The organism is Pyxidicoccus caerfyrddinensis, assembly GCF_010894405.1.
GTDB classification, from domain to species: Bacteria; Myxococcota; Myxococcia; order Myxococcales; family Myxococcaceae; genus Myxococcus; species Myxococcus caerfyrddinensis.
Genome location: NZ_JAAIYA010000024.1, coordinates 145,976 through 168,590, shown reverse-complemented (window position 1 = coordinate 168,590; position 22,615 = coordinate 145,976). Strand labels below are relative to the sequence as shown.

Genomic DNA, 22,615 nt, shown 5'->3' with positions numbered 1-22,615 from the left:
AGACTCGCAATGAGACGTAGACAGTTCCTGATGTTGACCGGTGCCACGTTCGCCGCCGGTGTCGTCAGCGCGTGCGTGTCGCGCGTGGACACCGGCCGCGGCGCGGTGGGCACGGCCCCGTCACAACCGACAGACGCAGAGGCCTTCCGCGCGGCGCGGCGTTTCGCCGACCTCCCGTTCGGCAGGATTGCCTATGTCGAGCGTGGCTCGGGCGAGGCCGCGCTGTTCCTGCACGGCGCTCCACTCAATGGCTTTCAATGGCGCGGCGCGATGGACCGGCTGTCCGCATACCGGCGATGCGTCGCACCCGACTTCATGGGCCTCGGGTACTCGCAGGTTCCCGAGCACCAGTCGCTGGCGGCCGACGCCCAGGCCGCGATGCTCGTGGCATTGCTCGACGCGCTCGAGATTTCCAAGGTCGATATCGTCGCCAGCGATAGCGGCGGCACGGTCGCGCAGTTGTTCATGGTCCGTCATCCCGAGCGTGTCCGGACGCTGCTCCTGACGAACTGCGACACCGAGCCCAACAGCCCTCCGCCCAAGGTGATGCCGGTGATTGAGATGGCGCGCGCCGGAACCCTCGCGGATGCAACCGCCCAGTGGCTGACTGACAAGGCGCTGGCGCGCTCCACGTTCGGCGCGGCCGTCTTTCGCGACCCCAGCCGCCTCGCTGACGAGACCATCGAGTACTACGCCAGGCCGCTCGCCAGCTCACCGTTGCGCAGGGCGCAGTACCACGCGTTCCACCTCGCGCTGGAGCCCAACCCGCTGGCTGGCATCGAAGCGGAACTCAAGCGCAGCAAGGTCCCGGTGCGAATCGTGTGGGGTGCGGACGACGACATCTTCTCGCCAGCGGACGCCAACTACCTCGACCGCACGTTTCCGCAGTCCCAAGGCGTCCGCTTCGTGCCTGGAGGGAAGCTGTTCTTTCCAGAGGAGTTCCCTGACGTCATCGCCGAGGAGGCGCGGCGCTTGTGGCGTGTGGCCTGAGGGGAGTGAGCCCACGGGCGCGGTTTGACTCCAGCTCGCCGCGCCAAGCTCGCCGGAGGAGCCGGTCTTCAGGCCTGTCACGCTGCCAGGACTGCACGCCGGACGAGCCCGCGAAACCACTGCGCCGCGGGGTCGGTATGGGTGCGCTCGTGCCAGCACAGGGAGATCTTGACGGTGTGCGCGGGTAACGGCGCGTTGACGGGGCGCACGCCCAGGCGTGTGCCCTGCGCGGCGACGAGCGACTCCGGCAGCGTCGCGACGAGGTCGGTCTCGGCCACGACCGCCGCGGCGGTCGTGAACGAGGGCACCGTCATGGCGACCTCGCGGGGGATGCCGGCGCGCGCGTACGCGGCCCCTACGAGGTCACGGAAGCCCTTGCCCGGCACCATCTCCACACCGACGTGCCGGAGCGCACCGAGCGCCCTCGCGGACAGGCGCTTGCCGTGCGCCGGGTGGTCTCCGCGCGCCACGAGGATGGTGCGCTCTTCCAGCAGCGGCTCGATGTGCAGGCCCGCGCCCTTCCCGGCGAGCCCGATGTGCAGATCGATGTGGGACGAGGTCAGGTCGCCGAGCGAGACGAGCGAGGCGATGCCAATCACGGAGAGGCGCGCGTTCGGCATCTCCTCGGTCATCAAGGCGGCGATTCTCGGCACCCAGGTGAGCTGACCCGCATCGGCGACGGCGAGCGTGAAGGTGCGCTTGCAGCGCGTCGGGTCGAACGGGGCTTCGTGAATCGCGAGCTCCAGCTCACGCATCGCGCGCGCGATGGCGGGTGCGAGCGCCGTCGCTCGCGGCGTGGGGACGATTCCGCGGCCATTGCGCGTCACCAGCGGATCCCCCAGCGCGGAGCGGAGGCGCGCGAGGCCGTTGCTGATGGCCGACGGCGTGACGTGGAGCCGCTCCGCCGCGCGCGCCACGCTCCGCTCGGAGAGGACGGTGTGGAGCATCAGGAGGAGGTTGAGGTCCAGGGCCGCAATCGAAATGCTCACGCTTGGTGAGCTTACGCCTCACCAATCATCACTACCAGAGAGGACTCCACGGACGCATCCTGCCGGGCATGCACAGATTGCTCGGCTGCTTCGTCGCGCTCGCGCTCGTCGCGTGCCACCCCTCCACTCCTCTTCGTCCCCGGAGCACTCCCATGGCCACCACTCAGCAAATCAAGGTCCTCGACTCGTTCATCTCGTACCGCGAGGCCGGGACTGGCTCGCCCATCGTGTTCCTGCACGGCAACCCCACGTCCTCGCACGTGTGGCGCAACGTCATCCCTCAGCTCGCCGACCGCGGCCGCTGCCTCGCGCCCGACCTCATCGGGATGGGGAGCTCGGGCAAGCCCGACAGCTCCTACCGGTTCGCGGACCACGCTCGGTACCTCGATGCCTGGTTCGAGGCGCTCGACCTGCGTGACGTCGTGCTCGTCGGCTACGACTGGGGCGGAGTGCTCGCGCTGGATTGGGCGCGGCGGCACCCCGACCGCGTGCGCGGCGTGGTCGTGTTCGAGACGTTCCTCCGGCCGATGCACTGGAGTGACTGGCCTCCCCAGGGCGAGCAGCTGTTCCGCGCCCTGCGCACGCCGGGGGTCGGCGAGAAGCTGGTGCTTGAGCAGAACGAGTTCCTCGCGCGCTCATTCGCGAACGGCGTCCGGCACGGGCTCTCGGAGAGCGACCGCGACGTCTACTACTCCCCGTACCCCGATGCGGCGTCGCGCCGCCCCGTGCTGCAGTGGACTCGTGAGATTCCCATCGATGGCGAGCCCGCCGACGTCGCCGCGGTCATCGAGCACTACGACGCGTGGCTCGCGCGGACACCCTCGCAGCCGGCGCTCCTGCTGACGTTCGGGGACACCGGGCTCGGCGCGCCGAAGATCATCGAGTGGGTGCGAAGCACGCTCCCGGCGCTCGAAATCGTCCCTCTCGGTCGTGCGGGCCACCATGCTCCTGAAGACGCTCCGGATGCGATTGCACAGGCCATCCGGAGCTGGCTCGACCGCAAGGCGCTGTGAGCGCCTGGTGCGACCAGCTCCTGTACGCGCTGCTCGGGCGGGAGTGGGCGCGGCAGGTCACGAAAATCGAGTTCTCGGGGGAGTGCTCACAGTCCCCTGGTGTGTGCGTTGCATGGAGTGAGGTCCAGCACCTCGAAACGGCTGCGGCCATCTCGATAGTGAGACTCCATGCAACGACCCCGAAAGAGACGCTCCGGACCTGCACGCTCGTCCATTCCACGGACGGCCATGAATGGAGGGCAGCACCGTGTTGACGGTTCGCGACCTGGGTGGGACGTTGCTCCTGCTCGTTCGGATGCCCGACACGGTGTGCCCGGGGCCGGTAAAGGAGGCAGCATGGCCAGGTACTGGCTCTCGTATGACCTGGGACTGCGCGGTAACTACGACGACCTCTACAGGTGGCTTGCCAAACAGGATGCCAGGGAGTGTGGGGACGGCGTCGCGACCTTCACCGCGGACCTCACGCCCGAGCAAATCAAGAGAGCGCTCAAGTCCATCGTAGGGAAGAAGGGGCGCGCCTATCTGGTGGGCGCCGGCAAGGATGGGAAGTGGAGTGGCAAGTGGCTCTTCGGCAACAGGAGGCCAGCCCCGTGGGTTGGCTATGCCGAGGTCGCGGACGAGGAGCAGGACGAGGCATGAACGTCTGCGTGGATGCCTGCTTCATGCTCGCGCTGTACGACAAGAAGGACGGACACCACGAGGTCGCGACAGAGCTCTTTCAGCAACTCTTCGACTCGGCGTCCCATCAACTCGTCGTTCCCTGGCCCATCCTGTACGAGACGGTCTCGACCCGCATGACACGCCGGCGCGAGTCGATGGAGTTCCTTGAACGCGACCTGACGCACCTTCGGCGGCAGAACCGCTTGCTGATGCTGTTCGACAGGAAGATGCGCGAACAGGCGCTGGGTGAATGTTTCGACGAGTTGAAACGGCGAGGGAGTAGCTACCGCGCCTTGAGCCTGGTCGACAGAGTCATGAGGCTGATGCTGCTCAACCCGAAGCATCGCCTGCACGCCCTCATCACCTTCAACAGAGATGACTTCGAGGATGTGTGCGTGAGCAGGAAGATCCGGCTCATCGACTCGTCGGACGGCTGAGAGCACCTACCGGGCCTCGCTCTGGCCCGGTTCATCCGGGCCCGCACCGTCAGGCATACCCGGCGGCCTGCATGGCCTCGACTCCGGCGGCGGGCGGCCCCGAGCACGGGAGCAGGACGGTGAAGCATGTGCCGACGCCTGGCGTGCTCTCGGCATGGATGTGGCCTCCGAGCGCCGAGACGATTTCGTGCGCGATGTAGAGGCCGAGCCCGAGCCCGCCGTATTCGCGCGAGGAGACGGCGCGCTCGAAGCGCTCGAAGATGTGCGGAAGCCTGTCCGGGGCGATTCCGATGCCGTGGTCCCTCACCGTCAGGTGCGCGATGCCCGCTTCGGACGTGACGGAGAGCTCCACGGGCTTGCGGTTGCCGAACTTGAGGGCATTGGCGACGAGGTTGGTGATGACCTGCTCGAGGCGCGTCCTGTCCCACCACCCCCTGACGGGCGCCTCCGCGTGGATGACGAGGGGCGTCTGGGAGCGGGCGGACTCCTCGCTGAAGGACTCGACGACGTCGCGGGTGATGGCGGCGAGGTCGAACTCCTCGAGCTGGAAGTGGACCCGCCCCTTCTGGAGGCGGGCGACGGAGAGCAGCTCGTCGATGAGGCGGGTGAGGCGACGAATCTGCCGCCGGGCGCTCTTGGACGCGCGGGAGACGACCTCGGGCGCGGCGGGCGCGTTGCCTCGCTCCAGCCCCTGCAGGGAGAGCGTGAGCGAGGTGAGCGGGGTGTACAGCTCGTGGGCGGCGATGGAGAGGAACTCGTCGCGCAGGAGGATGGCCTCGCGGGCCTCATGGTACAGCCGGGCATTGTCGATGGAGGTGGCGGCCCGGCGCGCCAGCTCCTGGGCCAGGGCGAGGTCGGCGGGCCCATAGCCGTGCCCGGGCCTCACCCGGAAGAGGCTGATGGCGCCCAGGCTCCTGCCCTGCGCGATGAGCGGCACGGCCACGATGGCCCGCATGTCGAAGGTGCGCAGCAGCGCCAGGTGTCCGGCATCCTCGCTGATGGTCCGCAGCTGCTCCTCGGAGACCTCGGTCACCAGCTGCGGCTCCCCGGTGCGCATCGCCACCACCCCCGGCAGCCGTGAGTCCCACCGGACCGGATGGCTCCGCTGAAGCTCGCGCAGCAGCGCCTCGTTCGCGGGCGAGGCGCAGGCGACGGCGATGCAGTGGAGCGTCTCGGGCTTGTCCAGCACGTGCACCAGGCAGCAGTCGGCGAGGAAGGGCACCGCGAGCCGGGTGACACTGCGGAGGGTCATCTCATGGTCCAGCGACTCGGCGAGCACCGCGGAGGACTCGGCGAGGAAGCGGACGGCGCGCTCGGCCCGGCGGCGCTCCTCGACTTCGACATGGAGCTTCTCGAACAGGAGGCTGTTCTCCAGCGAGATGGCCATCTGGCTGGAGAGGAGCTGGAGGACCCGGACGCGGTCGGGCGCGAAGGCGCGGGTGGCGAGGTTGTTCTCCAGGTAGAGCACGCCGACGGTGGAGGCCTGACGGCGGATGGGGACGGCGAGGGCGGACCTGGGGGCGTGGGCGACGACGTAGGCGTCAGAGGCGAAGGGACTCTGCCGAGCATCCGCGAGGACGATGGCGTCCCCGGAGCCGAAGGCCCGGGCCACCATGGACGGGGGCACGTGCTGGGAGGCGTGGACCGGCGTGCGGTCGAGCGACACGGGCTCGGTGGTGGAGCCGCGAGCGCGCACGAAGAGGGCGCCTTCCTCGTGGAGGACCAGGGCGCCGCACTGCGCGCCGCCGACCTCGATGCAGACCGTCATCAGCTTCTCCAGGAGCCTGTCGAGGACGACTTCCCCGGAGAGCGTCTCCGCGGCCTTGAGGATGCCGAGCAGGTCGAGGCTGGCCCCGCGCGCCTCCTCGTCATCGCGCGTGGTGGGCGTCTTCCAGGGCATGGCCTCGCCGAGGGCGAGGTCCGGGAACTCCTCCGCGAGTGCCGCGACCTTGGCCCTGGCGCCCCAGCGGGAGAACCCCTTCACGGCGGCCTGGAGGTAGGGGGCGGCGATGCGGCGGTGGCCCAGGGCGCGGTAGTAGCGGCCCGCCAGGTCATGCGCGAGCGCCTCGTCCTGCGGAAACTCGTTCTGGTGCGCGGAGTCGATGGCCGCGTCGTACAGGTGCATCGCCTCGTCCTGGCGGCCCTCGAGGCGGGCGAGCTCGGCGGCGACCAGCTGCGCCTTCTGACGGAAGTTCCCGGGGAAGCCCTGGGCCCAGGTCTCGAGCTGGCGCAGGTGCTCCCGGCACTCGGCCAGGAGGGAGTCCTGTTCGGAGGAGGGAGCCGCGGGGTGGTACGCCGCGAGCAACAACGCCGTGTAGAAGGCGTAGTCGACCGAGGGGAGCAGGGGCCGCACCAGGTGGAGGTTGGTGCGCGCGGCGCGGGACATCTCCAGGGCGTCGGCGAGGTCTCCCAGCAGGAACGACGTCTGGACGCGCAGAATCTGGTACTCGCAGAGCACCAGGGGGCTGTCGCGGATGGACTCGAGGTACTCCTTCTCGGAGAACGTGTCGTCCTCGTAGCGCGCCCGCTGGTGGGTCCGCTCCTGGAGGCACCGGATGGCCTGACGGTAGGCGTGGAGGAGGCCCGCCATGTCCCGATGCCCGAGCCTCCGGGTGAAGACCAGGCTGGCCTCGCATTCCGCGTGGGTGACGGAGAGCTCGGTGCCCATGGCGAACAGGACTTCCACCAGCTGCGTGGCGGCATAGCTGGCGAACAGGAACTCATTGCCCTCCAGCCCCACGGCGACGGACCGCCGCAGCAACGGGATGTTGGTCCGGTACGGCGCCCGCCAATGACTCACGCTTCCGGCGAACGTGGTCACCGTCCGGCACTCCTGCCTCGGGTCTCCGTAGCGCCGGCTCAGCTCCACTCCCAGCTCTCCCAGCTTCATGCCGGTGTCGTAGTCACCCGCGGCCACCCAGTGGGTCATCGCGTAGGTCAGGTAGGCATGCGCGGAGTGGGGGCTGTGGCCGTGCTCCAGGGAGAGGTGGAGCATCCGCGTCTGGAAGAAGGCGAACAGCGCGTGCTGGTCCGCGAAGTACGCGGCCATGACGACGCTCGACATGAACCGCATCAGGGTGAGCAGCCGCGGGTCCTTCGTGGACGGGGCGGCCAGGAGCTCCTCCCGGGTACGGCCCCGCAGCAACGCGCCCACGGCGGCGGACTCGTCCGCGACGGCCTGCTCCAGCTCGCGCTCCGGGGGCTCCTCTCCCAAGAGCCGCAGCCCCTCCCTCCCCCACCGGAGCGCCTCCAGGTAGTTGCGCCCGAGGGTGTAGGCAATGACGTGGATTTCGTAGAGGCCCACCTTCTCCAGGTCGGAAGTGACATGCGGCAGCGCGGCCTGGATGAGGGCCTCGGCGAAGGCAGGGTCGCCGGTGAGGTGGGCACACTCCGCCGCCTGCCGGTGGAGCCGGAGCGCCAGCTCGGGGCGTGAGTGCCAGGCGTCCGGCGGGAGGAGCTCCACGCCATGCCGCAGGTAGACGAGCGCGGAGCTGAAGGCCGAGGTCTCCTCGGCCTTGCTGCCGGCCTGGAGGTACAGCTCGGCGAGCTGGAGGCGCTCGGCGGGCGCCAGGCGCTGGCTCGACTCCTGGCCCATGTCGAAGTGGTCGACCACCTCGAAGATGCGCTCGTCGAGCTCCTGCTCCGAGACACCTTCCAGCAGCCGGCGTCCAATCCGCCGGTGGATGTGGCGCCGCTCCTCCTCGGAGAGCAACGAGTAGACGGCCTGCTGGATGCGGTCGTGCACGAAGCGATAGGTGGCGGCCGGCGCCGCGGGGCTCTCGGGAGCGCGGCCCACCTCGCGCGTGAAGCGGGGGCCCTGGCTCTCCGGGACGAGGAGCCCCTCCTGGATGGCGCTCCAGAGCGCGCCGGCCGTGTCCTCGGCGGACTTCCCCGCCACGGCGGACAGCAGCCAGAGGTCCACCCTGTCCCGGAAGCAGGCCGCCACCTGGAGGAGTTGCTGGGTGAGCGCGGGGAGCTGGCGCACGGCCAGCAGCATCAGCTCGATGACATTCTCGGTGACTTCCACCTGCTGGAGGCGGGCCAGGTCCCATTGCCACTCGCCCTGCTCGGGCTCGAAGGCCAGGAAGCCGGACTGCTGGAGGAACCGCAGGAGCCGCTTGACGAAGAAGGGATTGCCCGCCGTCTTGCGCAGCAGCAGCTCCGCCAGGGGTTCGACGCGCTCCGGCTCGCTGTGAAGGGTGTCGGCGCAGAGCCGGGTGAGCGCGAGGAGGTCCAGCGGGGGCAGCTCGAGGGTGCGGAGGGTGGCCCCCAGCGACTGCATCACCCCGAGCGCCCGGACCAGGCGATGGTCCGGCCCCACCTCCTTGGCGCGCCAGGCGCCGACGAGCAGCACATGGCGGAGGTCCGGTGCCGTGGCCAGGCTCTGGAGCAGCTGGAGCGAGCCCGTGTCCGCCCACTGCATGTCATCCATGAAGAGGATGAGCGGGCACTCGCGGGTGGCGAAGACCTGGATGAAGGTCTGGAACGCGAACTGGAAGCGGCTCTGCGTCTCGGCGGCGCCCAGGGAGATGGGCGGAGGCTGCTCTCCCAGGAGGCGTGCCAGCTCGGGGATGAAGCGGGTCATGACGCTGGCGTTGGAGCCCAGCGCGTCGCGCAGGCGCTGGCGCCAGGAGACGAGGACCGCGGGGGACTCCTGGAGCAGGCCGCGGACGTGCCCTCCCAGGGCCTTCACCAGGGAGGCATGGGGCACGTTGCCGTGGAGGTGGTCGAACTTGCCGAAGAGGAAGTGGGCGCCTCGCGCGAAGCGCCGGTGCAGCTCGTGGACGAGCGAGGACTTGCCGGAGCCGGCCTCGCCCGTGACGAGGATGACCTCGGTGGGGCCCGCGCGGACGCGCTTCAGGGCCTCGCGCAGCTCGGCCAGCTCGTGCTCACGCCCATAGAGCCGGGTGGAGATGACGAGCTCGCGCGCCAGGTCATTCCAGGCGAGTGCGAAGGGCGCGATGGCGCCGGAGTCCTTCCACCGGCGACAGGCTTCGCGCAGGTCCAGGTCGAGCGACTCCGCGCTCTGGTAGCGCTGCTCCGGCATCTTCGCGAGCAGCTTGAGGACGAGGTCGGAGAGGACCTTGGGAATGGACGGGTTGAGCTGGTCCGGGGGGACGGGGGGCCTGGCCAGGTGGGCGTGGACGAGCTCGACCGGGTCCGCCGAGACGAAGGGCGGCACGCCCGTGAGCATCTCGTAGAAGGTGGCGCCGAGGGCGTAGAGGTCGGCGCGGTGGTCGACGAGCCGGTTCATCCGCCCCGTCTGCTCGGGCGCGATGTACGACAGGGTGCCTTCGGAGGCGCCGACGAGGCCCGCGGCCTTCGTCGCGGTGCCGAAGTCAATCAGCGTCAGCCGATGGGTGTCGGGCCGTACGACGATGTTGGACGGGTTGATGTCCCGGTGGATGACGCTGCGCTGGTGAAGATTGCAGACGATGTCCACGAGCTGGGTGGCCAGCTCCAGGAAGAGCCCCGTCTCCAGCGGCGCCTGCTCCAGGCGCTGCTCGAGGTCCAACGGGCCGGCGTCCTCGAGGACGAGCGCCAGGACTCCCGCCACCTCCTCCAGCTCCAGGGGCTTCACCACCCCTGGAAGGTCCAACCCACGGAGCATCTCGTGCTCGTGGCGGAGCGCGGCGGTGGCGTAGGCGGCGTGCGGCCCTGGCTGGACCTGCTTGATGACCCGGGGCCCGCCCGTGCGTTCCTCACGGACACGGAATACGACGTACTGGCGCCCCTGATGGATTTGCAGAAAGTCGCGGTAGCCAGGGACCTGGAACAAACGACCCTCCCCAGGGCGAAGCGGCACGAGCCCCGTCCCCAGACTCACCATGGAGGTGAAGGGCCGTCTTCAGAAGCATCGGGAGAGGGGGCTACCGACTGCCTGAGCACAGGGTCTGCCGGGCTCCTCGGCACTACCCCGCCGAGCTCACGCCCGTGTTCTTCAGCAGGTGGTCGCCGAACTCCTCGCGCAGCTTCGTCTTGAGGAACTTGCCCGTCGAGGTGCGCGGAATCTGCGGGATGAAGAGGTAGTCATCCGGCATCCAGAACTTCGCGAACCGCTTCTCCAGGTGCGCGGCCAGCTCCTGCTTCGTCGCCGTCTGTCCCGGCTTGAGCACCACCGCTGCCAGGGGCCGCTCGTCCCACTTCGCGTGCCTGCCGGCGAACACGGCCGCCTCCAGCACCGCCGGGTGCGCCATCAGCGCGTTCTCCAGCTCCACCGACGAAATCCACTCGCCACCGGACTTGATGACGTCCTTCGCCCGGTCGCAGATGCGGACGTAGCCAGCCTTGTCGAGGGTGACCACGTCCCCCGTCTTGAACCAGCCATCCGCTGCCCAGCGGTCCTTCCCCTCGTCGCCGAAGTACGAGCTCGCCACCCAGGGCCCCCGCACCTCCAGCTCGCCCATCGTCTCCCCGTCCCACGGGAGCTGCTTCCCGTCGTCGCTGACCACGCGCGTCTCCACGAAGGGGAGCGCGAAGCCCTGCGACGCCCGCGCCGCCAGCTGCGCTTCCTGCGACGCGTCCCGCAAGTCGCCCTTGAGCTTCGCCATGGTGCCCACGGGGCTCAGCTCCGTCATGCCCCACGCGTGCACCACCTCCAGCCCGTGCCGCTGCTTGAAGCCGTCAATCAGCGACGGCGGCGCCGCCGAGCCGCCAATCAGCATGGAGCGCACCGTGCTCAAGTCCCACTGCTTCGGCGTCGCATCCAAGAGCGCGAGGATGCCCAGCCAGATGGTGGGCACGCCGCCGGCCATGGTGACCTTCGTCTCCGTCATCAAGTCGAGCAGCGACTGCGGGTCCAGGTGGGGCCCGGGGAACACCAGCGTGGCGCCGGTGAAGATGGCGTCGAACGCGAGCCCCCACGCGGCCGCGTGGAACATGGGCACCACCGGCATCACCCGGTCCGCCTCGCGCATGCCCGTGACGTCCGTCATGCAGCACGCCATGGTGTGCAGGACGATGGAGCGGTGGCTGTACAGCACGCCCTTCGGGTTGCCCGTCGTGCCCGACGTGTAGCAGAGCATCGCCGCCGTGTTCTCCTCCAGCTTCGGGAAGTCGAACGTGTCGGACTCCGCCGCGAGGAGCTGCTCGTAGTCCAGCTTCCCCTCCGGCGCGGGCCCGGCGTCCGGCACCACGATGACGTGGCGGAAGCCAGGCACCTGCGCGGAGAACTTGTCGAACAGTGGCAATAGCGAGCGGTCCACCACCAGCACCGAGTCCTCCGCGTGCCGCGCGATGTAGGCCAGGTCGTTCGGGTGCAGGCGCAGGTTGAGCGTGTGCACCACCGCGCCCATGGCCGGCACGGCGTAGTACGTCTCCAGGTGCCGGTAGTGGTTCCAGCTCAGCGTGGCCACCCGGTCACCGGGCTTCACGCCCAGGCGCGTCAGCGCGTTCGCCAGCCTGCACGTGCGCTTGTAGAAGTCCGCGAACGTGTAGCGGTGCAGCGACTTGTCGGGATTGCGGCTGATGACTTCCGAGCGCGGGTAGTACGTGCGCGCGCGCTCCAGGAAGTGGGTCAGCGTGAGCGGGAAGTCCATCATCCGTCCGGCGAGCATCGGCACCATCCCTTGTCCGTGAGGAGTGAAGGTGACGATGCTACCGGAAGCCCGGGGCCCCGGTTCAGGGCCTCCCGGTGATGTTGCGTTGCGTCAGCCGAAGAACACCTGGGCCACCTCGAAGAACTCCTTGGGGACCTTCTTCAGCTCGCGGGTGGCGTCCGCCAGGTCCACGGTGATGATTTCGTTGCTCCGGAGTGCGGCCATCTTCCCGAACTCGCCTCGGGCCACCATGTCGCAGGCGTGGACGCCGTAGCGGGTGGCCAGCACGCGGTCATGCGCGGTGGGCGCGCCGCCGCGCTGGATGTGGCCCAGCACGGACACGCGCGTCTCGAAGCCGGTGCGCCGCTCGATTTCCGACGCGACGATGTTGCCCACGCCGCCCAGGCGCGGCCGGCCCGCCTCGTCCAGGGAGCCCGTGGTGACGAGGTGCTCGTTCTCGTCCGGGGACGTCTTGATGCGCGTGCCTTCCGCCACCACGACGATGGAGAACGTGCGCCCGCTCGCGTGGCGGCGCTGGATGTGCTCGGCGACCTTGGTCAGGTCCGCGGGGATTTCCGGCACCAGGATGACGTCCGCGCCGCCGGCGATGCCCGCGTACGTCGCAATCCACCCCACGTGGCGTCCCATGACCTCGCAGACGATGACGCGCTTGTGGGACTCGGCGGTGGAGTGCAGCCGGTCGATGGCCTCGGTGGCAATCATGACCGCGGTGTCGAAGCCGAAGGTGAATTCGGTGGCGTTGATGTCGTTGTCGATGGTCTTCGGCACACCGACGATGCGCAGGCCTTCCTGCGACAAGCGCGTGGCGGCGGACAGCGTGCCCTCGCCGCCGATGGCGATGATGGCGTGGATGCCATTGCGCTCCACGGCGCGCTTCACGCGCTCCAGCCCGTTCTCCACCTTGAACGGGTTGACGCGCGAGGTGCCGAGGATGGTTCCGCCGCGGTGGAGGATGCCCGACGTGGTTTCACGCGTGAGGCGGAAGTGGTTGTCCTCCAGCAACCCCTTCCAGCCATCCCGGAGGCCCATCATCTCGAAGCCGTGCTCGGCGGCGCGGCGGACGACGGCGCGGATGACGGCGTTGAGACCGGGGCAGTCACCCCCACCAGTGAGGACAGCGACTTTCATAGGGGGAATGTTCTATCTCGCCCGGCGCCGGACGGAACCCCTCAATTGCGCCTGAGCGCTCACCGGGGGACTTTCCGCCTACCCGAGCTACCCGAACACGGCCGGGCGGCGGTGCGTCCACGGGTGGGCGGACTCCAGCTGGGCGGCCAGCCGGAAGAGGGTGGCCTCGTCCCCGAAGCGGCCGATGAACTGCACGCCCACGGGCAGCCCCTCCGGACTCCAGTGCAGCGGCACGCTCATGGCCGGGCACCCCGTCATGTTCGCCATCGGGCAGTAGGGCGTGAAGGCGGCGGCCCGGAAGAGGGGCGCCAGCGGCTCGTCCGGCGGCGCGGCGAAGGTGCCCAGCGGCGCGGGCGGCTCGGTGACGGTGGGCAGCAGCCAGACGTCCACGTCCTCGAAGCGGCGGGCGATGAGGCGGCTGAAGCGCTGCAGCTCCGCCTGGGCCAGCAGGTAGGCCGACAGGCCCTGGTCCAGGCCGAACTGGTAGAGGGCCCAGGTGAAGGGCTCGAAGTGCGCGGCGTCCGGTGCACGGCCGGAGCGCTGCGCCATCCGGTCGATGGTGTAGACGACGCCCGCGGCCCACACCGTCATGAAGTGCTGGCCCAGGGCCTCGTCGCCGGGCGCCTCCAGGCTGAGCTCGAGGACGGAGTGGCCCAGCCCCTCCAGCAGCCGGGCGGTGGCGGCGACGGCGGCCAGGCACTCCGGGTGGACGGGCGCGCCCACGGAGTTGCGCAGCGCCAGGCCGACGCGCAGCCGCCCCGGCGGGGCTCCCGCCTCCAGCGCATAGGGCCGGGCCTTGGGCGGGGCGATGTACGGGGCACCCACATCAGGGCCTTCCGTGGCGTCGAGCAGGGCGGCGCTGTCGCGCACGGAGCGGGTGAGGGCGTGGTCCGCGACGAGCCAGTGGTACGGGTCCGCGAAGTCCGGCCCCGTGGGGTTGCGGCCGCGCGTGGGCTTGAGGCCGAAGAGGCCGCAGCTGGACGCGGGGATGCGGATGGAGCCGCCCCCGTCGGACGCGTGGGCGAAGGGCACCATGCCGCTGGCCACCGCCGCCGCCGCGCCGCCGCTGGAGCCGCCCGCCGAGCGCTCCAGGTTCCACGGGTTGCGGCAGGGGCCGAGCAGCTCGCTCTCCGTGGTGGGCAACAGGCCCAGCTCGGGCGTGTTCGTCTTGCCCAGCACCACGAGCCCGGCGCGCAGGTGGCGCTTCACCAGCTCGCTGTCGTGGTCGGGCACGAAGTCCTTCATGAAGCGCGAGCCACCGGTGAGCGGTTGGCCCTGCTGCGCGGCGAGCAGGTCCTTGAGCAGGAAGGGGACGCCGGTGAAGGGGCCTCGAGGCAGCGCACCCTTCGCCCTCAGGCGGGCCGTGTCGAACTGCTGCTGCGTCACGGCGTTGAGCTTCGGGTTGTGGCGCTCGATGCGGGCGATGGCCGCATCCACCAGCTCCAGCGGAGTGACTTCGCCCCGGCGGACGAGCTCCGCCTGGGCCGTCGCGTCGAGGCTGACAAAGGGGTCCATGGCGGAACTCTAGCGCTTCCGGGGCGCGGGCTGGCTGTCCGTCATGGACAGACAGGCCAGGTCGCGCCGCATTGAAGTGAACGGGGCGGGCACTTCCGCGCTTCCGCGTGGGCCGGGGCTCCCTATGGTCCGCTGCCGTGAAACTGCGCGTCTTCGACTCCGAGCAGCACGCCGCCGTTGCCTGCGCGGCCCACCTCGCCGAGGCGGTGCGTGAGCGGCCCTCCCTGGTGCTGGGATTGCCCACGGGCCGCACGCCGCTCAACGTCTACCGCGAGCTGGTGGCCCTGGCCGCGCGCGGGGCGCTGGACCTGTCGCGCGCCAGCAGCTTCAACCTGGATGAGTTCTTCGGCCTGCCGCCCGAGGACGCGGGCAGCTTCCGCGCGTACATGGAGCGGCACTTCTTCCAGCATGTGAACCTGCCTCGCGAGCGCATCCACTTCCTCGATGGGAGCGCGCCGGACGCGGAGGCGGAGTGCTCCCGGTACGACGCGGAGTTGGCCGCGGCGGGAGGGCTGGACCTGGTGCTGCTGGGAATTGGAGGCAACGGGCACGTCGCCTTCAACGAGCCCGGGGACAGCCTGCTGGCGCCGTGTCACCGGGTGAAGCTGGGGCGCGAGACGCGGCTGGCCAACGCCGGGCTCTTCGGGGATGACCCGACGCGCGTGCCCCTGGAGGCGCTCACGCTGGGCATGGGCGCCATCCTCCAGGCGAAGCGCGCGGTGCTGCTCGCGTTCGGCGAGGGCAAGGCGGAGGCGGTGGCGGCGATGGTGGAGGGCCCGGTGACGCCACGCTGCCCGGCGTCCTTCCTTCAGTTGCACCGCGACGCGGAGGTGTGGGTGGACCCCGAGGCCGGCCGACTCGTGTCCGCGCGTGCCCGGCCCTGAGCCGCGAGCCCCCGGCGGAAGGAACGTTCATTCCGGAGTACCGCCCCCGGCGGTGGAGACCGGGCGGAAGGAACGTTCATTCCGGCGTACTGCCCCCAGCGGTGGGTGGAGACCGGGCGGAAGGAACGTTCATTCCGGCGTACTGCCCCCAGCGGTGGGCGGAGACCGGGCGGAAGGAACGTTCATTCCGGAGCGGCATCCGGGCCGGGTGCGGGTCCGCCCCATCGCTTCCGGCTGCAGCACAGCTCAGTACTTCCTGGCGGCCTCGGCCCAGTTGTACCGGGGCAGTATCGAGCGCACGCGGCGCAGCAGCGAGAGGAACTCCTCGCGGTCCTCCTGGCCGTCCAGCGCATCCTCCGCGAGCGACTCCGCCGTCGCGAGGCTCATGCCCGAGGCCTGGTGCGCTCCACGCAGCAGGTCCGCCGCGCCCGCCACCGCCGCGGCGAAGCGCAGGTCGGCTGACGCCTCCGCCAGCGAGGCGTGGACCTGGTGGCGCTCCAGCGTGAAGCGCTGCTCGGCCGCTTCCTCGCCGCCCGGGCGCTTCGCACGGACGCGCACGTTGGCCAGGCGCGTACCCTCACCCGTGAGCTCCACCTCGTACAGCGCGGTGACGGCGTGGCCCGCGCCAATCTCGCCCCCGTCCACCTTGTCGTCGCGGAAGTCCTTGTCCGCCACGTCGCGATTCTCATAGCCCACCAGCCGGTAGCCGCGCACCGCGTCCGGCTCGAAGTCCACCTGCACCTTCACGTCCTGGGCAATCACCTCCAGCGTGCCGGCCAGCTGCTCCTGGAAGACCTTCCGCGCCTCGCGCTCCGAGTCGATGTAGAAGGCGTTGCCGTTGCCCTTGTCCGCCAGCCGCTCCATCAGGTCATCGCGGTAGTTGCCCATGCCGAAGCCGATGGTGGACAGCGTCACGCCCGCGCGGACGTAGCGGGCCACGCTCTCCAGCATCGCGTCCGCGGTGAGGTTCTTCCCGAGGTTGGTGTCCCCATCCGTGAGCACCACCACGCGCGACACGTTGTCCGCGCCCACCATTCGCACCGCGTGCTGGTAGGCCAGTTCCAGGCCGTCTCCCATGGCCGTGCCGCCGCCCGAGCAGAGCGAGTCGATGGCGTCCTCGATGTGCCCGCGCTCCGAGGCCGGCGTGGTCTCCAGCACGGTGCGCACGTCGCCCGCGTAGGTGGTGATGGCCACCGTGTCCGTCTCGTTGAGCCCGCCCACCGCCAGCTTCATCGCCTTCTTCGCCAGCTCCAGCCGGTCCTCTCCGTTCATGGAGCCGCTGGTGTCCACCAGGAAGACCAGGTGCGTGGACTTGCGCTGGCTCTTCGCCACCCGCCGTCCCTGGAGCGACACCTTCAGCAGGTGGCGGTCCGGGGTGAAGGGCGATGGCGCCGCCTCCAGGTCCACGTGGAAGTCCCCCTCGCCGGGCCTGGGCTCCGGCAGGCGGTAGCGGAAGGCGTTCACCCACTCCTCCACCCGCACCGAGCTCGGGTGCGGCAGCTGGTCCTCCTGCTGCACCGCGCGGCGGAACAGCGCATAGGACGCGGTGTCCACGTCCACCGCGAAGGTGGAGAGGCGGTCGTCCCGGGTGAGCGTGAAGGCGTTGGGCTCATGCCGCGTGTGCGTGTTTCCGGAGGCCAGCGACTCGGACGCTTCTGGCGCTTTTCTCGCCGCCACGGGCTGCCCGCCCGAGGACTCCACCCCGAAGGAGCGCAGCGTCTTGCGCGAGGTGCCCACGTCGGGCGTACCGGCCAGGGACGTGGCGGAGGCGCCGAACAGCTTGCGGACGTGGTCGCCGTACAGTGTCACCCCTCCGACAATTCCAAGGACGGTCAGCAGGGCGATGCAGCCGCGGGTGAAGGTTCTGCTCATGGACGCCTCGGGAGAGTGGCGGGAAACGCGGTGAGGGCGCCCTTGTCCCATGGGCCTCGAAGGCCGCGCGTCCGTCATCCGCCCGAGGTCGGTCGATGGGCGGAGGTCGGTCAATGGGAGGATGGCGCGGACCGTGTTACGCAGGGGCCGCGGGCGGCGAGGACGTGCCGTGGCGCGCAATGCTCGGGGCATCCGGGCATCGGAGCGCGCGGCGTGGTGGTCGGATGGGGTGCTTCGGAATCTGATGGGGCGTCACATGGAATGGAACGACACCACGACAGGGCAGGGCACGGTGGACCGGGTCCGGGACCTGGAGGAGCGGCTGGCGCTCGCGACGCCGGACAAGACGTGCCGGGGCATGTTCCTGAAGGGCGTGCTCCAGGTGGTGGGCTCGTACGGGGACGAGGACGTGGTGCAGCGGTGCCTCGAGGCCGGCGGGCAGAAGCGCATCACCGACTTCTCCAACTACCCCATGTCCGCGCGGCTGCGGATGACCTGGGTCGCCGCGGAGTTCATGGCGCCGAGGGTGGGCGGCTTCGACGAGGCGCTGCGACTGCTCGGGCGGCAGGCGACGGCGGACTTCATGGCCTCGCTGGCGGGCCGGACGATTCTGGCGCTGACGGCGCGGGACGTCGTGAAGATGGTGAACAGCCTGCCCACGGCCTTCGGCGCGTCCATCAACTACGGGAAGTACACGGTGGAGTGGACGGGGCCGAAGAGCGGCCGCTTCTTCCTCGACGGCGACCTCATGCCCGAGCCCACCAACTCCGGCATCATGGACGCCGTCCTCGCGGCGGGGAACGTGAAGGGCGCGAAGGTGCGGGGACGCCAGCTCGCGCTGACGCAGTGCGAGCACCTGTTCTCCTGGGAGTGAGGCCGGCCCTGCTCAGCCGCGCCGCGCGCTCGCGGTGACGCCCGGCTTTGCCCGCGCGTCCGCGGATGCAGGCGCCTTCGTGGGTGGCTTCGTACGGGTGGCGGGCTTCGCGACTGTCGCGTGCTTCGCTGTCGGAGCGGGCTTCACGGCGGGCCGGGGACTCACGCGCACCGTCGTGGGCACGGGTGCTCTCGGTGTCGCCCGTGCCGCCACGGCGGGCGCGGCCGGCCGCGTGTGCTTCCAGGCCGCGAGCACCTTGGGCACGTAGTACTCCGTCTCTCCGTTGCGAGGCACACGGCCATTCACCGCGCCCGGGCCCGCGTTGTACGCGGCCACCGCGAGCCGCACGTCCCCGAAGCGCCGGAGCTGCTCGGCCAGGTAGCGCGCGCTCGCGTCGATGGCGGGCGCCGGGTCGAACGGGTCCTCCACGCCCAGCATGGACGCCGTCGTCGGCATGAGCTGCCCGGGGCCCATGGCACCCGCCGGAGAAATCCGGTGCACGCGCGTCTCCGACTCCACCTGCACCAGCGCCCGCAGCAGTCCCGCGGGCAGCCGGTGCCGGCGCTCGGCGGCGTCGATGAGGGGCTCGAGCTCCGGGTGCCCATCCAGCAGGCACGAGGGCCGGTGCTCCGCGTACGCGCGCAGCGCCCCGGCCTTGGCCTCCAGGAAGGAGAACGACAGCGGGGACACCGTCGTCCCGCCCAGCCAGGAGATGCCCACGTTGAGCAGCACCACCGGCACGAGCGCGCACGGCACCAGCCAGGCCCACCCGGGGATGCCGAACCCGCCGCCGCCGCTCCTGGCCCGCTTGCTTGCCACGCTCCACCATTAAGGGCGCTTGGGGCCTCCGTCCAACTTCCGGCGCCCGGGCTTGTTGACTCCGGGAGGCAGCCGCAGCCCGTCCAACACCAGCGCCGTCAGCGCGTCCGGCAGCTCCAGCAGGTTGCCGATGTCCTCCTCGCTCAGCACCGCCAGCAGCAGCCGCTCCACCGCGCCCACCACCGCGAGCGCGCTCACCGCCGGGCGGATGGGCCTGAGCAGCCCGTGCGTGTGCGCCTTCTGCGTGATGTCCACCGCGTGCCGGGCCACCAGCCGGGACAATTCGGCCACCTGGGTGCGCGCGCCCACCGCCGGCCCGCGGCTCTCCTGGAGGTACAGCCGCACCACGCCCGGGTACTGGAGGAGCGCGCCGACGATGACGGCCGCCACCGCGCGGTAGGCGTCGAACATGGCCTCCACGTCACGCGCCTGCGCGAGCGAGCGTCCGCACGCCTCCATCCCCGCGAGCAGCTCGCCGCGCACCGGCGCCAGCAGCGCGTCCACCAGGGCGGCCTTGTCGTCGAAGTACCGGTAGAACGTCCCCTTGGCCACCCCGGCCGCCTGGGTGATGTCGTCGATGGTGACGGCGTCCAGCCCCCGCTCCACGAAGAGCTTCAGCGCCGCGTCCTCCAGCTCCTTCGTCCGCTCTCGCCGGTGGGCTTCCCGCCGCCCGCCCGGACGCCCGGGCCTGCTGCCCGCCCCCGCGGACGTGTCCCCTCCCTCGCTCCGTGGGCCCGCTCTGGTCGCCATTCGCGTGCACTCCGTCTTCTTGCGTTATAGAAAAAGAGTGACCAAATAGTCATTATTCGCAGCGTGGCGTCGGCCGGGCGCCCGCCGGAGAGAGCAACGATGATCGGCATTCCACTGGGCTGGGCGTACTCCAATTTCGGGGAATGGGTGCTGCACCGGTACGTGCTGCACGGCCTGGGGAAGCACCGGCAGAGCTTCTGGAGCTTCCACTGGCACGAGCACCACCAGAAGTCGCGGCGGCACGACATGGTGGATGACCAGTACCTGCGCTCGCTGTGGACCTGGTCGGCGAAGACCAAGGAGCTGCTGGCGCTGGCGGCGCTGGCGGTGGCGCACGCGCCGCTGTTTCCCGTGGCGCCCTTCTTCGTGGGCACGGTGTGGGCCTGCGCGGCGAACTACTACCGCGTGCACCGGCGCGCGCACCTGGACCCGGCGTGGGCGCGCGAGCACCTGCCCTGGCACTACGACCACCACATGGGGCGCAACCAGAATGCCAACTGGTGCGTGACGCACCCGTTCTTCGACCTGGTGCTGGGCACGCGGCGCGAGTTCCTCGGCATCCAGCCGGCCGCGCCCTCCTCCGAGGCCGTGCCCGCCTCCCTGCACACCGCCATGACTCCAGCGGTGGCTCCGGTGAGCGTGGCCTGAGGGACGGCGCGGGTGGCGGCGTGCGGGCGGCTCAGCGCGTGCGGCGGCTCGCGGCTTTCTTCACGGCGGCCTTGCGGGCGGCGGGCGTGCCGGCGGGCTTCGCCTTGCGCGCGGCTTCCTTCGAGGCGGCCTTGCGTGAAGCGGGCTTGTGCGCGGGCGCCGGAGCGGCGGCACGGGAGAGGACGGTCTGCAGGGCCCGCATCGCGTCCGTGGTGGTGAAGATGCCGACCATCCGCGTGCCGCGGGTGATGACGGCCGAGCCGTACTTGTGGCGCCCCAGCTCCCGGGCCACCTCGGCCAGCGGCGTCCCGGTCTCCACCGTGTAGCAGTCCTGGGACATGGCCTCCTCGACCCTGACTTCCTTCGGGTCCACGTCCTTCAGCGTCTCGATGAGGTGCAGGTCCCGCTGGGAGACGAGCCCCACCAGGCGCCCGCCCTCGAGCACCGGCAGATGGCGGATTCCGTATTCGTTCATCACCCGGTGTGCCTCCACCAGCGGGCTCTTCACCCCGATGGTGTGGACGGAACGGGTCATGAAGCTGTCGATGGTGTCCATGCACTCCTCCTGGCCCGGAGATGGGCTCCAGGCGGGGAGATAGCAATGCCCCGGCCAGCCCTGATGCGGGCCGGGCCGGGGCCCTCGCCGGGAGCAATGGCGGCGGGCGCGCAGCCGCTGCGTGCCGGGGATACGGGCGGCGCAAGGGCTGCGCCCCGGAGCGTCAGAACACGAGGTCGAAGTAGTTCGCCCTGGCGCGGATGCCGGCGCACGCCCGGAGCGTGGCCGTCCACTCCTCGGTGGGCAGCGAGCCCCGGGCGTCGAAGACGAAGTCCAGCTCGTCCTGACGGGCCAGGTCCAGCAGGTCCACGGCGCCGCTGCCGGACAGGCGCAGCGTCTGCGTGGGCCCCCCGGAGCCGGTGCGGCGGAACTCGCCGATGAGGATGGTGTCCTCGCTGCCCGGCTTGCGCACGGACACGCTGGCGCGCTCGATTCCGCTGATGTCCGTGTCGGCCGTCACCTCGAAGACCTTGAGGCGCAATTCCGTCTCCAGGTCGGCCTCCTCGGGGAGCGGGTCGGCGAAGTCGCCCAGGGGGAAGGTGAGGGTCTGCTGGACGCTCGCGGTGCCGGGGAAGGCGGCGGGGAAGGAGAGGTCCGGCTCCGTCTTGCAGATTTCCTCGGCCTCCGCCTCGATGGAGAAGAGCGAGTCACAGCCGGTGGCGAAGAGCGCCGCGGTGGAGAGCAGCAGGGCGCGGAAGGAAGTCGTTCGCATGGTGGATGGGCTCCGGCTCTAGAAGAAGTACAGGAGGAACCCCACCTTGACGGAGGGGATGGTGGCGCGCACGGAGAGGTTTCGGGCGGTGACGCTGGGGTCGTCGGTGGCGTCCTGGATGAGGGCGCTCGCGTCGTCCACCTTGAGGGCCACGTAGCTCAGGCCCAGGTGCAGGAAGAAGTTGAAGCGGCTGGCCGAGCCGATTTCCAGGCCGACGCTGCCGCCGACGTAGTCGTAGGTGACGTCGCGGATGGCGGCGGCCGCGGCGCTGGGGCTGGAGCCGAGCCAGTCGACGACGTCGTTGTAGTCGGAGCCGAAGTAGTGCCCCGCCTCGGCGTTGAGGGAGGGGGCGACGAAGGTCTGGAAGGGCAGGAGGCTGACGCCGCCGCGCAGGCCGAAGCTGAGCGTGTTGGTGGTGGGGCCCGCCTGCAGCCGCAGCCAGGGCAGCGGACGGAGCACGGCGGACACGCCGACGCCGTGGGGCGCGCCCGCGTCCAGCAGGACGCCGAAGCGGCGCAGCTGCGGCTCACCGGCGCCGTCCTGCGCCAGGGCCGGGGATGCGGCCAGGAGCACCAGGAGGCAGGCCCAGGCGGCGCCTTGCTGTCTTGGGGGGAGTGCCGTGCGTCTTCTCGTCGAGGATGTCGCCATCGTCATAGGGATGTTCCAGCGTGGTTCCGGCCCGGTGGCCATCATTCGCGCGACGGGGCGGAAAAGAGAAGCCACGTCGAGGGAAATGACCCGCGAGTGGTGGTGTGCGGACAGGGGCTGCCGTGGGAGACCTGCCTGTGCTCCTGGGGGCCACGTTTTCCGGGGCTGTCGTGTAGCCTCGGGCTTCACGCGCCGATGCGGAATGATGGCGACTGGAGGCGTTTGGATGGCGCGGGGCTGGGGCTGGCTGCTGGCGTGCTTCGTCGCGGGTTGCGCTTCGGTGCCTCCGACTCGTGGTTCCGAAGGGGTTCTTGGGTACGGCTCGCGTCCCGGCTCGGGAGAAACAGGACGCCCGTCGCACCGGGGCGCGCAGGTCGCGATGGTGGGCCCCGCGGACCTGGCCGTACGCGCCGTCACGCATGGCGCCATGCGGTTGGATGCCTTCGAGCAGTTGCTGGTGGCTGCCGGGCTGGACTCCGCGAATGCGCTGCCTCCTCGCGGTGAGGGCCTGACTCCGGACGGGGCGGCGCGACTGCTGGCGGTACTGCTAACGCGGCCTGT

General features: G+C 70.4%; 18 protein-coding genes and 1 pseudogene. 8 read left to right on the top strand and 11 right to left on the bottom strand.

All coding sequences use genetic code 11. From position 1 onward, the window contains the following. The first annotated feature begins 30 nt into the window (after window positions 1–30). Window positions 31–990 (top strand): alpha/beta fold hydrolase, encoded by a 960-nt coding sequence (locus G4D86_RS40800; protein WP_240360759.1) that lies wholly within the window; start codon window positions 31–33, stop codon window positions 988–990. 77 nt (window positions 991–1,067) lie between these two features. Here the strand turns inward: G4D86_RS40800 and G4D86_RS40795 are convergent, their stop codons facing one another. After that, a complete protein-coding gene (locus G4D86_RS40795; RefSeq protein ID WP_163999705.1) occupies window positions 1,068–1,979 on the bottom strand; it encodes a LysR family transcriptional regulator in 912 nt (303 codons plus the stop codon). A gap of 152 nt (window positions 1,980–2,131) precedes the next feature. On the opposite strand from G4D86_RS40795, the gene G4D86_RS40790 reads away from it, so the two are divergent. From G4D86_RS40790 to G4D86_RS40780, 3 genes are all read left to right on the top strand, one after another. Then, on the top strand, window positions 2,132–2,992 hold the full coding sequence (locus tag G4D86_RS40790) for a haloalkane dehalogenase (RefSeq protein WP_163999704.1): 861 nt from the start codon (window positions 2,132–2,134) through the stop codon (window positions 2,990–2,992). Window positions 2,993–3,328: 336 nt separating this feature from the next. Further along, on the top strand, window positions 3,329–3,631 hold the full coding sequence (locus G4D86_RS40785; RefSeq protein WP_163999703.1) for a hypothetical protein: 303 nt from the start codon (window positions 3,329–3,331) through the stop codon (window positions 3,629–3,631). Next, window positions 3,628–4,089 carry a hypothetical protein gene (locus G4D86_RS40780; protein WP_163999702.1) on the top strand — a complete coding sequence of 154 codons (462 nt, stop codon included), beginning with the start codon at window positions 3,628–3,630 and terminating at the stop codon, window positions 4,087–4,089. The genes G4D86_RS40785 and G4D86_RS40780 overlap by 4 nt, the downstream gene beginning before the upstream one ends. 49 nt (window positions 4,090–4,138) lie before the next feature. Here G4D86_RS40780 and G4D86_RS40775 read toward each other — a convergent pair whose 3' ends face one another. The 4 genes from G4D86_RS40775 to G4D86_RS40760 all read right to left on the bottom strand — a co-directional run bounded on the left by G4D86_RS40775 (window position 4,139) and on the right by G4D86_RS40760 (window position 14,291). After that, on the bottom strand, window positions 4,139–9,868 hold the full coding sequence (locus tag G4D86_RS40775; RefSeq protein ID WP_163999701.1) for an AAA family ATPase: 5,730 nt from the start codon (window positions 9,866–9,868) through the stop codon (window positions 4,139–4,141). A 133-nt stretch (window positions 9,869–10,001) separates the two neighbouring features. Further along, on the bottom strand, window positions 10,002–11,645 hold the full coding sequence (locus tag G4D86_RS40770; RefSeq protein ID WP_163999700.1) for a long-chain fatty acid--CoA ligase: 1,644 nt from the start codon (window positions 11,643–11,645) through the stop codon (window positions 10,002–10,004). 93 nt (window positions 11,646–11,738) lie between these two features. Then, on the bottom strand, window positions 11,739–12,776 hold the full coding sequence (locus tag G4D86_RS40765; RefSeq protein ID WP_163999699.1) for a 6-phosphofructokinase: 1,038 nt from the start codon (window positions 12,774–12,776) through the stop codon (window positions 11,739–11,741). An 87-nt stretch (window positions 12,777–12,863) separates the two neighbouring features. Further along, window positions 12,864–14,291, bottom strand: a complete 1,428-nt coding sequence (locus G4D86_RS40760; protein ID WP_163999698.1) for an amidase — start codon at window positions 14,289–14,291, stop codon at window positions 12,864–12,866. Between the two features lie 137 nt (window positions 14,292–14,428). Here G4D86_RS40760 and G4D86_RS40755 point away from each other — a divergent pair, with 137 nt between their 5' ends. Then, window positions 14,429–15,175, top strand: coding sequence for a glucosamine-6-phosphate deaminase (locus tag G4D86_RS40755; RefSeq protein ID WP_163999697.1), 747 nt, complete (start codon window positions 14,429–14,431; stop codon window positions 15,173–15,175). Window positions 15,176–15,421: 246 nt separating this feature from the next. Here the strand turns inward: G4D86_RS40755 and G4D86_RS40750 are convergent, their stop codons facing one another. Continuing rightward, the gene (locus G4D86_RS40750) at window positions 15,422–17,047 is read right to left on the bottom strand and encodes a vWA domain-containing protein (protein WP_240360758.1); all 1,626 of its coding nucleotides are present in this window, start codon (window positions 17,045–17,047) and stop codon (window positions 15,422–15,424) included. 256 nt (window positions 17,048–17,303) lie between these two features. Here G4D86_RS40750 and G4D86_RS40745 point away from each other — a divergent pair, with 256 nt between their 5' ends. Further along, window positions 17,304–17,921: a TIGR02265 family protein gene (locus G4D86_RS40745; protein WP_163999695.1), complete on the top strand. Its 618-nt coding sequence runs from the start codon at window positions 17,304–17,306 to the stop codon at window positions 17,919–17,921. Window positions 17,922–17,933: 12 nt separating this feature from the next. On the opposite strand, the gene G4D86_RS40740 is transcribed toward G4D86_RS40745, so the two are convergent. After that, window positions 17,934–18,740, bottom strand: a complete 807-nt coding sequence (locus G4D86_RS40740) for a lytic transglycosylase domain-containing protein (RefSeq protein ID WP_163999694.1) — start codon at window positions 18,738–18,740, stop codon at window positions 17,934–17,936. A gap of 9 nt (window positions 18,741–18,749) precedes the next feature. After that, a complete protein-coding gene (locus tag G4D86_RS40735) occupies window positions 18,750–19,490 on the bottom strand; it encodes a TetR/AcrR family transcriptional regulator (protein ID WP_163999693.1) in 741 nt (246 codons plus the stop codon). 99 nt (window positions 19,491–19,589) lie between these two features. On the opposite strand from G4D86_RS40735, the gene G4D86_RS40730 reads away from it, so the two are divergent. Next, window positions 19,590–20,138: a hypothetical protein gene (locus G4D86_RS40730; protein WP_163999692.1), complete on the top strand. Its 549-nt coding sequence runs from the start codon at window positions 19,590–19,592 to the stop codon at window positions 20,136–20,138. Between the two features lie 31 nt (window positions 20,139–20,169). On the opposite strand, the gene G4D86_RS40725 is transcribed toward G4D86_RS40730, so the two are convergent. The 3 genes from G4D86_RS40725 to G4D86_RS40715 form a co-directional block, all read right to left on the bottom strand. Continuing rightward, window positions 20,170–20,694, bottom strand: a complete 525-nt coding sequence (locus tag G4D86_RS40725; protein WP_240360757.1) for a CBS domain-containing protein — start codon at window positions 20,692–20,694, stop codon at window positions 20,170–20,172. Window positions 20,695–20,857: 163 nt separating this feature from the next. Next, window positions 20,858–21,406 carry a hypothetical protein gene (locus G4D86_RS40720; protein WP_163999691.1) on the bottom strand — a complete coding sequence of 183 codons (549 nt, stop codon included), beginning with the start codon at window positions 21,404–21,406 and terminating at the stop codon, window positions 20,858–20,860. An 18-nt stretch (window positions 21,407–21,424) separates the two neighbouring features. Then, a complete protein-coding gene (locus tag G4D86_RS40715) occupies window positions 21,425–22,060 on the bottom strand; it encodes a hypothetical protein (protein ID WP_163999690.1) in 636 nt (211 codons plus the stop codon). A gap of 373 nt (window positions 22,061–22,433) precedes the next feature. Here G4D86_RS40715 and G4D86_RS40710 point away from each other — a divergent pair. Beyond that, window positions 22,434–22,615 (top strand): annotated as a pseudogene (locus tag G4D86_RS40710) (hypothetical protein); the annotation flags it as partial.